The 12,579-nt window shown below is 58.0% G+C and carries 15 protein-coding genes; 10 read left to right on the plus strand and 5 right to left on the minus strand.

Annotated features, from left to right (window positions below):
• Positions 1 to 21 precede the first annotated feature (21 nt).
• The 6 genes from ACFQDL_RS31840 to metK all read left to right on the plus strand — a co-directional run bounded on the left by ACFQDL_RS31840 (position 22) and on the right by metK (position 5,580).
• Positions 22 to 858: a tripartite tricarboxylate transporter permease gene (locus ACFQDL_RS31840; protein WP_379913907.1), complete on the plus strand. Its 837-nt coding sequence runs from the start codon at positions 22 to 24 to the stop codon at positions 856 to 858.
• A gap of 270 nt (positions 859 to 1,128) precedes the next feature.
• Entirely contained in the window at positions 1,129 to 1,824 is a 696-nt protein-coding gene (locus ACFQDL_RS31845; RefSeq protein WP_379913909.1) for an IclR family transcriptional regulator, read from the plus strand.
• Positions 1,825 to 2,319: 495 nt separating this feature from the next.
• Entirely contained in the window at positions 2,320 to 3,384 is a 1,065-nt protein-coding gene (bioB, locus tag ACFQDL_RS31850) for a biotin synthase BioB (protein WP_379913912.1), read from the plus strand.
• Positions 3,385 to 3,426: 42 nt separating this feature from the next.
• Positions 3,427 to 3,792 carry a methyltransferase domain-containing protein gene (locus ACFQDL_RS31855; protein WP_379913914.1) on the plus strand — a complete coding sequence of 122 codons (366 nt, stop codon included), beginning with the start codon at positions 3,427 to 3,429 and terminating at the stop codon, positions 3,790 to 3,792.
• Between the two features lie 12 nt (positions 3,793 to 3,804).
• Positions 3,805 to 4,239 carry a methyltransferase domain-containing protein gene (locus tag ACFQDL_RS31860; RefSeq protein WP_379914200.1) on the plus strand — a complete coding sequence of 145 codons (435 nt, stop codon included), beginning with the start codon at positions 3,805 to 3,807 and terminating at the stop codon, positions 4,237 to 4,239.
• Positions 4,240 to 4,416: 177 nt separating this feature from the next.
• On the plus strand, positions 4,417 to 5,580 hold the full coding sequence (metK, locus tag ACFQDL_RS31865; RefSeq protein WP_379913916.1) for a methionine adenosyltransferase: 1,164 nt from the start codon (positions 4,417 to 4,419) through the stop codon (positions 5,578 to 5,580).
• 407 nt (positions 5,581 to 5,987) lie between these two features.
• Here metK and ACFQDL_RS31870 read toward each other — a convergent pair whose 3' ends face one another.
• The 4 genes from ACFQDL_RS31870 to ACFQDL_RS31885 form a co-directional block, all read right to left on the minus strand.
• A complete protein-coding gene (locus ACFQDL_RS31870; RefSeq protein ID WP_379913918.1) occupies positions 5,988 to 6,332 on the minus strand; it encodes an AbrB family transcriptional regulator in 345 nt (114 codons plus the stop codon).
• Entirely contained in the window at positions 6,320 to 7,102 is a 783-nt protein-coding gene (locus tag ACFQDL_RS31875) for an AbrB family transcriptional regulator (protein ID WP_379913920.1), read from the minus strand. The genes ACFQDL_RS31870 and ACFQDL_RS31875 overlap by 13 nt, the downstream gene beginning before the upstream one ends.
• Positions 7,103 to 7,200: 98 nt before the next feature.
• Entirely contained in the window at positions 7,201 to 8,562 is a 1,362-nt protein-coding gene (locus ACFQDL_RS31880; RefSeq protein WP_379913923.1) for an acetyl-CoA carboxylase biotin carboxylase subunit, read from the minus strand.
• A gap of 72 nt (positions 8,563 to 8,634) precedes the next feature.
• Positions 8,635 to 8,856, minus strand: coding sequence for a biotin/lipoyl-binding carrier protein (locus ACFQDL_RS31885; RefSeq protein ID WP_379913925.1), 222 nt, complete (start codon positions 8,854 to 8,856; stop codon positions 8,635 to 8,637).
• A gap of 298 nt (positions 8,857 to 9,154) precedes the next feature.
• On the opposite strand from ACFQDL_RS31885, the gene ACFQDL_RS31890 reads away from it, so the two are divergent.
• From ACFQDL_RS31890 to ACFQDL_RS31905, 4 genes are all read left to right on the plus strand, one after another.
• The gene (locus tag ACFQDL_RS31890) at positions 9,155 to 9,352 is read left to right on the plus strand and encodes a hypothetical protein (protein ID WP_379913927.1); all 198 of its coding nucleotides are present in this window, start codon (positions 9,155 to 9,157) and stop codon (positions 9,350 to 9,352) included.
• Positions 9,353 to 9,392: 40 nt separating this feature from the next.
• On the plus strand, positions 9,393 to 10,010 hold the full coding sequence (locus ACFQDL_RS31895; protein WP_379913929.1) for an HTD2 family dehydratase: 618 nt from the start codon (positions 9,393 to 9,395) through the stop codon (positions 10,008 to 10,010).
• Positions 10,011 to 10,251: 241 nt separating this feature from the next.
• The gene (locus ACFQDL_RS31900) at positions 10,252 to 10,809 is read left to right on the plus strand and encodes an HpcH/HpaI aldolase/citrate lyase family protein (protein ID WP_379914202.1); all 558 of its coding nucleotides are present in this window, start codon (positions 10,252 to 10,254) and stop codon (positions 10,807 to 10,809) included.
• A 37-nt stretch (positions 10,810 to 10,846) separates the two neighbouring features.
• The gene (locus ACFQDL_RS31905) at positions 10,847 to 11,080 is read left to right on the plus strand and encodes a hypothetical protein (RefSeq protein ID WP_379913931.1); all 234 of its coding nucleotides are present in this window, start codon (positions 10,847 to 10,849) and stop codon (positions 11,078 to 11,080) included.
• Between the two features lie 559 nt (positions 11,081 to 11,639).
• Here ACFQDL_RS31905 and ACFQDL_RS31910 read toward each other — a convergent pair.
• Positions 11,640 to 12,569 (minus strand): dimethyl sulfoxide reductase anchor subunit family protein, encoded by a 930-nt coding sequence (locus ACFQDL_RS31910; RefSeq protein WP_379913933.1) that lies wholly within the window; start codon positions 12,567 to 12,569, stop codon positions 11,640 to 11,642.
• Positions 12,570 to 12,579 lie beyond the last annotated feature (10 nt).

Consider the following 12,579-nt stretch of genomic DNA (forward strand, 5'->3'; position numbering starts at 1 on the left):
GCGTTGTCGGAAGTGTTTTATATGCTGGAAGAGAGCGAGGACCGGCCGGTCCCGATCAAGTCGGTGCCGCGGCTGGAAGGTGCGCTCAGAACGCTGGGGGGCTATGGTCGCACGCTGCTGCGCAGCTCCTGCATCGGCTATGTCGTGGGGGTGATACCGGGGGCCGGCTCCTCGGTGGCGTCGCTGGTGAGCTATGGCATGGCGAAACGTTCGTCCCGGACGCCGGAGAGCTTCGGTAAGGGTAACCCCGAAGGTGTGGTGGCCTCGGAAGCGGCCAATAATGCGTCGGTGTCGGGTGCGCTGGCGCCGCTGCTGGCGCTGGGGATTCCGGGGTCGGCGAGTGCCGCGGTGCTGATCGGCGGTCTCTCGATCCAGGGGCTGGAACCGGGGCCGTTGCTGTTCCAGAACCATCCGGAAATTCCCTATTCTATCTTCGTCTCGCTGCTGCTGGGGCTGCCGATCATGCTGGCACTGGGACTGATGGGGGTGCGGGTCTGGGTGCGGGTGACGCTGGTGCCCAAGGGCATCGTGGCCTCGGTGGTGGCGGGCATCTGTCTGTTGGGGGCCTATGCTTCGACCAACGATGTGTTCACGGTGGCGGTCACGGCGTTCTTCGGCGTGGCAGGGTATTTGCTGCGCAAGGTCGGGGTACATCCGGCGCCGGTGGTGCTGGCGCTGGTGCTGGGTTACCTGATGGAGTCGAACTTTCGTCGGGCGATGCTGATGTCGGGGGACGACTGGAGCTTTTTCGTCAGCAAGCCGATTGCTGCGGGCCTGCTGGGTTGCGCGCTGCTGGTGCTGGTCGCGCCGCTGATGCATCTATTGAAGCGCGATCAATGTGACCGTCAGCCATCATGACTTTCAGGTCGGTATCGCGGGGCAATATCCCCCTTGAGTCTTCGGCTGTACGGTCAGAAGCACTGTAAGCTAGGGCCTTTATCTAATATCATTGCCCGGTTCCATTTACCCCGGATCCTTGGTCGAGGTGCAATGACATTGCCTAATTTCTGTGTCTTAGCACAAGTTGGGGGCGTAGTGAACCGGTGGTCCATGTTGTCTATTTACTTTCATGTCAAATAGACCGCACGTTGCAACAATCGCTTAGCAGAAGGCATTTGAACCAAGATCATGGTTACGAGAACGTCAGGGACAGTCAGCAAGGCACTGGATATCATCGATATTTTTGTGGAAAGCACCGAAGAACTGGGCGTTGGGCAGCTGTCGGACCAGACGGGCATCAACAAGAGCACGGTGGTTCGGTTGTGCGCGACCCTTGAAAGTAGAGGCTATCTACAGCGTGGCAGCAATTTGGGTCGCTACAGGTTGGGGCCGAGAACAGTTGCCTTGGCCCGGGCCTATCTCAAGCAGTTCAATCTTGAAGATGTAGTGCGACCGGTTCTGAGCGCGCTAAGGGATGCTACCAACGAAAGCGCTTCCTTTTATGTGCCTGACAAGGACGCTCGTATATGCCTGTTTCGCGAGAACTCGCACGAGAGGATCCGGCATCATGTTGACGAAGGAGAACGATTGCCGTTCCGGGAAGGTGTGGTAGGACGGGTGTTGCTAGCCTATTCGGGCGAACAGGGGGACGAATACGACAGTATTCGCGACCAGGGATATCTCAACGCGGAGGGGCGAAATCCATTCACGGCCTCGGTCGCCGCGCCGGTGCTGGATCGCAATCACTGCCTAATTGGTGCCATCGTGGTCTCGGGTCCTTCGTCGAGATTCAACGGTGAAAAGCGTCAACAGGCACTTAAGCTGGTGCTGCAGGCTTGCACCAAGTTGTCCGGGATCCTCTCGGATTCGGGCATCAACCGATGACGGCAGCCTGCGGGCTGCACTGGATTCATCTTTACAACAGCATAACCTTCCGGAACCACTGATTGCGGTTCTATCTCGCGCTCATGGCGTTTCCTGTTTCGCCAAAGGCCATTGCGTAGCGGCAATGACGCCGAGTCCTGCGGTGATCGGAAACTGCTACGAAGATCCCTCTCTCGCGGCTGCCGGTGAAGCTTGTCTCCCAGTCGCGATTTCGACTGCGGCGAGTCCCATCGTTCCGCAAGACCGGCCGGTCCCAGTGAAATCCATCCAGCTGGCGTCGGCCTCATGACAATTCCAGAAGAGATCGATTATTGATCAGCAGTCTCTCATGGGTTGGCGCTCTGGTTGACAAGTCGTGAATGGTGTCTTACTGTTGCCATAAATAAATCAATGATTTGAATACGGCAATCTGTTTTCCGAGAGACAAGAGGCGGAGAAGGTCAGTTCCGTTCCGCTTTCCAGCCAGGTTTCTATCTGCACATGTAAGAGGGCATCATGACGACAGGCACAGATCCGGAGATCCGCCACGACTGGACCGAAGACGAAGTACGGGCACTGTTCGAGTTGCCGTTCAACGATCTGCTGTTCCGCGCCCAGACCGTTCACCGCCAGTACTTCAACCCCAACGAGGTGCAGGTCAGTACCCTGCTGTCGATCAAGACCGGCGCCTGTCCCGAAGACTGCAAGTACTGCCCGCAGAGCGGCCACTACAACACCGGCCTCGAGAAAGAGCGCCTGATGCAGGTCGAAAAGGTGCTCGAGAAGGCGCGCGCCGCCAAGGCGTCGGGCTCGACCCGCTTCTGCATGGGCGCGGCCTGGAAGCATCCGGCCGAGAAGGACATGCCGTATGTCCTCGAGATGGTCAAGGGCGTCAAGGCGCTGGGCCTGGAAACCTGCATGACCCTGGGCATGCTGGACCAGGACAAGGCCGACCGCCTGGCCGAGGCCGGCCTCGACTACTACAACCACAACCTCGATACCTCGCCCGAGTTCTACGACAAGATCATCACCACCCGCAGCTACCAGGACCGTCTCGATACGCTGCACCATGTCCGCGAATCGGGCATGAAGATCTGCAGCGGCGGCATTCTCGGCATGGGCGAGACCGCCACCGATCGCATCGGCCTGCTGCGCCAGCTGGCGAACCTGCCGCAGCACCCCGAGTCGGTGCCGATCAACATGCTGGTCAAGGTCAAGGGCACGCCGCTGGAGAATGCCGAGGACCTCGACAAGCTGGATTTCGTCCGCACCATCGCCGTGGCCCGCATCATGATGCCGGCGTCCCATGTGCGGCTGTCGGCCGGACGCGAGCAGATGAGCGACGAGATGCAGGCGATGACCTTCTTCGCCGGTGCCAACTCGATCTTCTACGGCGAGTGCCTGCTGACCACGCCGAACCCCGAGACCCACCGCGATCTGCAGCTGTTCAAGCGTTTGGGCATCAACCCGGAGCAGCGGATCTCGGATACCGACGAGACGCAGGAGCAGGCGATCATGCGCAAGCTGCAGGCCGAACAGGACAGCGTGCTTTTTCACGATGCGAACAGGCACTCTCAATGAGAGCAGCCTTTTGGCCGAGGCGGTATTCGAGGAGAAAATCCCATGAACGAAACTGGTTATCGTATCGACAAGCGAAAAGTCGCCGATTCCTTCAGTCAGGCAGCGAGCACCTATGACAACGTGGCCCGGCTGCAGCAGGAGGTTGGCGAAGAGCTGCTGTTGACCATACCGGAAGGTACCTTCGAACGGGTGTTGGATCTGGGATGCGGCACCGGCTACTTTACCCAACAGTTGACCCGGCTGGCAGGTCGGCCCGAGGTACTGGGGCTGGACCTGGCTCCCGGCATGCTGCATTACGCCCGGCAGCAGTACTCCCATCTGCCGATCCAGTGGGTTGGCGGCGATGCGGAACAGCTGCCGCTGGCGGACCGTTCCGTCGACCTGGTTTTCTCGAGCCTGGCAATCTAGTGGTGTTACAACCTGACGGCACTCTTCCGGCATATCCACCGTGCCCTGCAGCCCGGTGGCGTAATGGTGTTCAGCACACTGGGCCCCGGTTCGCTGCAGGAATTAAAGCGCGCATGGCAGTCCGTCGACGATCACCAGCATGTCAACGACTTCATACCCGTTCGCGAACTGGAAAACGCCATCCTCGGCAGCGGCTTTGCAACGCTTGAGTTGCGTCGCAGAAGGCAGGTACTGCACTACCCCAAACTTCAGCGCCTTACCCGCGAGCTGAAAGGCATTGGGGCCCATAACCTCAACGACAAGCGACCATCCGGCCTTGTCAGCAGGGCCAAGTTGACGCGCCTGATATCCAGCTACGAACGATACCGCAATGATAACGGCCTGCTGCCGGCTACATACGAGGTGGTGTATGGCGTGCTACGAAAAAGCAGGCTCGAACGGAACTGAAAAAGTCTTCAGCAGTGAAACAACAGGTGCAATGTCAGAGATTGAAAGCTGAGTAGTCTGAGCTGATCGAGTGAAGATCGAGTGACTCTTAATCCCCCGTTCGATTTTTACAATGGCAATAAAATGGGCATATGTGCCTTTTCAATTGCCGGAATAATGGTACAGGAGGTATTTAACATGAATGAATATTTGTTTACCAGCGAATCCGTTTCCGAAGGGCACCCGGACAAAATTTGCGACCAGATTTCAGACGCTATCGTCGATGCCTTTCTGGCTCAAGACCCTGCGTCGAGAACAGGCATCGAAACTCTCTGCACCAGCAATCATGTGGTAATAGCCGGCGAGGCGCGTGGTCCGGCCGGTATTGATGCCGTGGCGATCGAGCGCATAGCACGCGAATGCATCCGCACTATCGGTTATGATATTGACAATTTTCACTGGCAGAAAGTCGGTGTCGATGTAAGGGTTCATACCCAGTCTCCCGACATTGCGCTGGGGGTGGATGCGGGATCGCGCAAAAGTGAGGGAGCAGGTGATCAGGGGCTGATGTTCGGCTATGCCTGCGACGAAACATCGGAGTACATGCCGGCGCCGATCCATTACGCCCATCGGATCCTGGAGTCCCTGGCCGTTCAGCGAAAGGCTGGGGAGCTGCCCGGATTGAGGCCGGATTCGAAAAGCCAGGTTACGTTGCGCTACGAGAACGGCAAGCCGGTGAGCGCGAAGTCGATCGTCGTTTCTACACATCATGAAGAATCGGTCACCACTGCAGACCTTAGGGATATGATCATTCCAAGTGTCGAACAGGTGTTGCCGGCAGGGTGGATACGCAATGACACCGAATTCCTGATTAACCCGACGGGGCGCTTCGTTATTGGTGGTCCGGAAAGCGATACCGGCCTGACTGGTCGCAAGATCATCGTTGACACTTACGGCGGTGCCGCCTTCCATGGTGGTGGTGCCTTTTCCGGCAAAGATCCCACTAAAGTGGACCGCTCGGCAGCTTATGTCGCCCGTTACTTGGCAAAGAACGTTGTTGCAGCGGGGCTGGCACGAAAATGTACTATCCAGCTTGCATATGCCATTGGCGTCCCGGAGCCAGTTTCGCTCTATCTGGACATGGCAGGTACCGCCGAAATCGATAGCGCAGAGCTGACGAGGGTGTTGACGCAACTGGTTGATTTGACCCCGCGAGGCATCATCCGGCACCTCGGTCTCGATCGCCCAATATACGGAAAAACGGCCAGTTACGGCCACTTTGGACGTCGGGCCGGGAAGGATGGCACCTTCTCCTGGGAGCGACTGGATCTCGTCGAACAACTGCGCGAGACCTTTGCCTGACGATCACTCGCCGGCAGGAGGCCGGCGATATTAACCCGGCGGGTTAATACATGAAGCAGGGATGCTTCATCATTGGCCGCAGGCCATTGCGAGCGACACGGAAACCAGCATGTCCGCGCACCTGCGCCCGTTTCCGTGGCGTGATGTGCAAATAGGTAGGGAACCTATTTGCACGCCAGGTTAATATCAACCCGGGCTAAAAAATTATGAAGCAGCGACGCTTCAACAATGGCCGCAGGCTATTGCGAACGCCACAGACACCTTCATCTCGGCGTACCAGCGCCAGTTTACGCGGCGTGGCCACTCATACGTATCCATTCGTAAGCGGCATACCGTTCCTCCTGTACATAATGTGCAAATAGGTAGGGCGGGAAACCTATTTGCACGCCAGGTTAATAACGGCTAGATCAGGTCTGTGGCCGCTGTTTCCTGTTCCTGTGGCGACGTATCAGGGAAAACAGTGGTGGAGCGCAGACCAGAACGAGAAATATTCTGATCAGATGATGTACCGCCACGTAAGCGACGTTCACCCCCGTTGCCGCCGCGACCAGGCTCATCTCCGCTTGCCCGCCGGGCGCGAACGCGAGCAGGGCGGATACGAAGGATACGCCTGCCACTATTTCAATGGTCCATGCGAAGGCATAGGTCACCGCTACCACCATCACCAGGAAAGCCAAAGTGTGGGAGATGGTTTCGGTGAACTCTTTCAGGGTGATGCCGAGAAAGGCACAGCCGATCGTCACGCCCAGCACCCACTGCGCCGCCTGCAGAAATTCGCCTGGGGGACGGATTGCACGATGCCGCTCAGGTGAGCGGCGGCACTCAGCAGCATCGGGCCGACCAGGCTGGCGCCGCTCATGTGCAGTTTCTTGGCAATCAGCCAGCCGAACATACCCAAGATCAGCAGTATTGCCTGTTCCGTCCAGTCCATGGTCATCAAAGACGGGCCTATCGCGCGGGGCGTACTGAGATCGACTTTGATTAGGGTCTCTACCAGAAAAGGCAGCGTGAACAGCAGTATCAACAGCCGGGTACTGTGTACTAGCGCCAATTTCCGTGTGTCCGCTCCCACATCAGAGCCGAGTACCGTGATCTCGGCCAAGCCACCGGGCATGGCAGCGAAAAAGGCGGTCGGAAAGTTGAAGCGCGGCAGTAACCTGTAGTAGGGCACGCCGATCAATGCCAGGATGGCGATATAGGGAAATACGAAAACCAGACTGATCAGGAACTGGTCGATCTGGTGAAGCAGCTGCGGCGTGAATGCGCTGCCGATCATCAAGCCAAGTACAGCACGCATCGGAGACAGTAAAATCCTAGGCGCCTGAAGGGGCATTTTGATGACCGCGCCTGACAGAACAGCGAACATTGCCCCCAGCATCCAGGGCAGGGGGAGCTGAAGATAGATGAAACCCTGCACGCCGGCAAACCCGATAGTCAAAGTGAGCAGGACACAGAGGAGCGAACCGACGCGGCGCCTTAACATATCCCGCCGGGAACCGGTTTCCTGTGCAGGGTTTGTCATGATGGTTTAAAGGATAATCGTCGAGAGTTTAGGAGGAAGAGGCCAATATCTCGATATGTGGCCCCTCGTGTTTGGAAGCAAGGGGCCACCTTCAAGAATCAGGAGCCCAGCAGCTCCGCCTGGTGAGTATCGATAAAGCCAGTGAATACTCGACCTTCGCGGAAGGATTCGTGAGCCAGGCAGCGCTTCAGGAACTCAATATTGGTTTTTACCCCCTCTACATGAATAAGATCAAGTGCCGTCAGCATCTTGTCAATTGCGTTCTCGCGGTTAGTCGCATGGCAAATGATCTTGGCAATCATGGGGTCGTAATAAAAACTGATCTGATCGCCTTGGCGAAAGCCGCAATCAATTCGGAGGCCGTGGCCCTGTTCCGGCAGCTCGAATACTTCAAGGGTGCCCGGAGACGGCATGAAGTTCTTGTCGGGATTCTCGGCATAAAGACGACACTCGATCGAATGCCCTTGATGACGCACGTCACGCTGGTCAAAGGAGGAGAGGCTGCCGCGGATGAGGTCGACCTGCATGGCCACCAGATCCAGATCCGTATTCATCTCTGTGACGGGATGCTCGACCTGGATGCGCGTGTTCATTTCGAGGAAGTAGAACTCGAAGGTATCGGCATCGACGATAAACTCGACCGTTCCTGCGCCCAGGTAACGCTGATGATGGCACAGGGCGGACGCCGCCGTCACCATCTTCTGCCGTACCGCATCCGGCAATGCGGGAGCGGGGCTTTCCTCTATCACCTTCTGATAGCGCCGTTGCAGTGAACAATCCCGCTCATAAAGGTGAACGGCATGACCTTCGCCGAAGCCGAATACCTGGACCTCGACGTGGCGTGCTCGCGGAATGTAGCGTTCCAGATAAATGGTGCCGTCACCGAAGGATTTTTCGGACATGGACTGGGTTGCTTCCGCCACGGATCGCAGCTTTTCCGCGCTCTCCACGAGGCGCATGCCGATACCGCCGCCACCAGCGGACGCCTTAACCAGCAGGGGGTAGCCGACCTCTTCGGCGGCGCTTTCTAGACCGGCCAGGTCGCCGGGGGTAAACCTCGGGCTGCCCGGCAGCACCGGCAGACCGGAGGCCTTGGCGATGTCGCGGGCCCGTTCTTTGTCCCCCATGTCTTCGATGCTATGAGGGCGGGGACCGATCCAGCTCAAGCCAGCCTTGGCGACAGCCTCGGCAAAGCGACTATTTTCAGCCAGAAAGCCGTAGCCTGGATGGATGGCGTTGGCACTGCATTCGAGCGCAATTTGAAGCACCTTGTCAGCGTTCAGGTAACTCTCTTTGGCCATTGCAGGACCAAGCAGATAGGCTTCGTCAGCCATCTCGACATGCAGCGCGTCTTTATCAGCTTCGGAATAAACGGCGACGGTAGCGAGCCCGAGCTTTTTGCAGCTACTGATTATTCTGCAGGCGATTTCACCTCTATTGGCGATCAGGACTTTTTGCATCATTGTTCTCCCCCGGCAATAAGGCTGGATGACAGCAAGGCTGGATGATAGCGCTATTACTGTCGCTATGGATCAAGCTTCGATAATGGCGACGACACTGTTTTCAGTGACGGTATCGGCCTCTTTTACATTGAGCCCCTTGATGATGCCGTCTTCCGGAGAGAGTACCGGAATCTCCATTTTCATGGATTCGAGAATCATGAGGGTGTCTCCCTCGGATACCGTGTCATTTTCCTTGACCAGAAGCTTCCAGACGTTTCCGGTAATTTCGGTTTTCACATCTATCTGGGCCATGTGGCGTTCTCCCCATCTGCGGCTCGTTATTTTGGGATTTACTCCAGGAACCCGACACCTGGGAACGGATCGAGCAGACTGGATATCTTAAGAATGCAGTATAGTAGCAGCTATTGCAACTACTCTTTAATCAAAATACACTGCGGTCATGGTGGTCAGCTGTATACCGCCTGTAACCTTGGGCAATTTGACGCCCGCAGAAAGCAGAACCGGGTCACATCAACCTTATTGCCTGGCTGTGATGAGGACGAGGTGCACCGATTAGAGCTGCGTAATCGCAGGAAGGGGAGAATGCCGTATGAGCGTAGATCTGGAGCATTTGCAACAATGGATCGGCAAGACGGAAGCAGCCGAAGAGGAGCTGGAGCGATGGCCTGTGGCGGCTTTGCTGGCGGCTCTTGATGTTCAACCGGAAGACTGGCCAAAAAAGGTGATCCAATACCCCCTGGCGCGCACTGGAACTATTTTGTTCCGCGCGTACCGCAGTCGAAGCTAGGGATCGACGGACACCCCCAGCGGGGGACTTTTTGCCACCGGTGTCCCTGCCTCGCCGGATGTGGGCGGGTAGCCGCATCCGTTATCATCAGCCGCTGCGGCTTGGAGAAACTGTACACCGCCTCTCTACGGTAGCAGACGTCAGCGCCAAGGAGGGCAAGAGCGGATCTCTGGTTTTCCTCACGCTTCGGCACGAGTATGAAGGTTCCAACGGCTTGGCGCTTACCGAAGAACAGGATCTGGTGTACCGCGACAATCCACCGCCGGGAGCGCCGGTGCCCGCACCCAAGCAGGCACCGGATAACGCCGACTGGTCGCGCCGTATCCTGCCGGATCCAACCCTGCTATTCCGCTACTCGGCGGTGACCCTCAACGCCCACCGAATACATTATGACTTCCCATACGTCACCGAGACTGAAGGCTATCCTGGGCTGATTGTGCATGGACAGCTGATCGCGACGTTGCTGCTGCACTTGGCGCAGAGCAACCGGCCGAATGGCGAGATAGAAGAATTCGAATTCCGCGCGATGAGCCCGCTGTTCTGCAACCAGCCATTTTTCGTAGAAGGTGTGCCGCAGGCAAGTGGTCGGGAAGGTGACCTCTGGGCTCGTACCGAGGCCGGCGGGCTGGCCATGAAAGCTGATATCCGCTGGCGCTAGAAGGGTGTCGTCGGTACCCCGGCGAGACGGTATATCGCATTATCTCAGGGGATTGGAACGCGCAGCCACAGCGCCCGGCGTCGGTGCCATCAGGCATGAAGCCGTACCCTGTGGAAGGTGTTTCAAGCCCCTGCCTGCTCCCCGCTATGCTTCAGATAGTGGAAAGAGCCTTTCTTTAATTTCTAATCACGGAGAGTCGATGATGACAGTCACCTTGAGGCCCCGCCGCAGCGTGTTATATATGCCGGGTTCAAACGCGAGAGCGCTTGAGAAAGGACGGACGCTGCCGGCTGACGGACTTATTCTGGATTTGGAGGACGCCGTTGCGCCAGATGCCAAGGACAACGCTAGACGTCAAGTGCTGGCGGCCGTTAAGGAAGGGGGCTACGACAAACGCGAAATCGTCGTGCGCGTCAATGGACTAGATACACCCTGGGGCTATCAGGACCTGGTGATGGCCGCGACGTCCGGGGCGGATGCGGTGTTGCTGCCCAAAGTGGAAAGTGCTATCGACGTTCGTCGGGCCGAAGCGATACTCGAGGTGGCGGGGGCGCCGGCATCGCTAGCAATCTGGTGCATGATGGAAACTCCCCGTGGCATCCTGCATGCTGAGGAGATCGCCGACTCCAGTCGCCGACTGGGGGCCTTCGTAATGGGGACCTCGGATCTGGCCAAGGATCTTCACTGTGCCCACACGGCTATGCGCCTGCCTGTGATGGCAAGTCTGTCGCTCTGCATTCTGGCCGCACGGGCGGGGGCTGGCGATCATCGATGGCGTACACCTCGATCTGGCCGATGACGAAGGATTCCAGAATGCCTGCAGGCAGGGCGTCGAGTTGGGTTTCGACGGCAAGTCCCTGATTCATCCGAAAAGCATCGAAACCGCCAACCGGCTGTTTGCGCCCAGTGCGGAGGAACTGGTCTGGTCGCGCAGGATCATAGCTGCCCATGCAGAGGCCGAGCGGGACGGGAAAGGGGTGGTCGTGGTGGACGGCAAGTTGATTGAAAACCTTCATGTCGTCAGTGCTAAGCGCCTGGTCACATTGGCCGATATGATCGCGGACCGCTGATTCCCGCCACCCAGTCATCATGTTCGGCAGCGAATGTTATTATTAACCTGGCGTGCAAATAGGTTCCCCGCCTTACCTATTTGCACTGCACTGCACTGCACGCCACGAAAACGAGCGCAGATACGCGGACATGCCGGTTCCGTGGCGCTCGGATTGGCCTGCGGCCAATGATGAAGCGCTCCTGCTTCATGTATCAACCCGCCGGGTTAATACTAACCGGGATTCACTCATGTCCACGAAATTCAAGTGCCTTTGTGCTCGGTTCAAACCGGATAAGACTTCTCCGGGCTAGGGCCGGGAGTCGTGGTGACTACTTCATTTCTCGTTGTTCGTCTCGCTCCTTTCTTAAAAGTCTTCCGCTTTTTTCGTATCCATCGGTTCGAGCCTTCGATATGACTGGGACTGTCGACAACGACGGCTAGGGGATGCCGGTCAGATGCTTCGGCTGTTACGACATCTACATCGCTGTAACGGCTGAATTCGGGAGGAATCGTCAATTCCATGGGACTCTGTAGAGCCGGCTGATCTTTCCGGCCGGCTCGTCATTGGAGAGCCCATTTCAGGTACGGACATCGCCATGGTAGAGACGGACCACATGTCGTGCCTCGGCAAAGAACAGCCAGCGCTCGACCAGCAGCCCCGCCATGCACAGCAGCGCCGCCAGCAGCACAGCGATGCCCATGCCCTGCCACAGCAGCACCAAGGGTAGCAGAAAGGCCAGTCCCAGCATCGCAAACCGCAGCCGCAGCAGCTTGTTGGCGGCGACGGTATAGCCGAATTCGTCGGTCAGGAAGGTGCCGGCGCTGTGGCCGGCGTCCAGCAGGCGCACACTTGCCTGGGTGAAGCCGGTGGCGGTACGGATGGTGGCGCCGGCCGGCTTGCCGATCCAGAACAGGTAGATCAGCTTGGCGACGGCGCCGAGCACGACCAGCCCCAGGGCGGTGCCCTGCAGAGCCGGCGACAGGCGATCCTGCAGCAGCGCCTGCAGCGCCGACAGCCAGAGCGCGCCGGACATCAGCCCCAGCACCAGGTAGTTGAGCGGCGTCAACGCGGTGCACCACTGACGGATGGTCTTGAGACTGGCGTAGATCATGCTGGTGCTGAACAGCGTCACCATCGCCAGCACCGCCGCCAGTACGGCGCAGAAAACAAAGAAGCCGTTGAGGTCGGCGCCCTGAGTGTAGACGCCGAACAGATAGAGCAGCGCCACCGGATAGAAGAGCACCGCGAATACCGCCTCGCGCGACAGCCAGGAGGTGCGAAAGCGCGCGAAGGCGCGCCAGGCGTTCTTCGGATTGGCCAGGTGCAGCGTCGACGACAGCAGGCCGACGGTGATCATCAATAGCGCCAGGCCGCCACCTGCCAGCAGCAGGGTGCGGTCCTGCAGCGCCGGCAGGCCGGCCAACTGGGCCAGCACCAGCAAAGTGATGAGGCCATAGCCCGCCCCCGAGGTGACGGTAAAGATCAGTACGGAAAATGCCGGATGCATTCGTTTAACT

This window comes from Marinobacterium aestuariivivens (assembly GCF_042661465.1).
GTDB lineage: Bacteria > Pseudomonadota > Gammaproteobacteria > Pseudomonadales > Balneatricaceae > Marinobacterium_A > Marinobacterium_A aestuariivivens.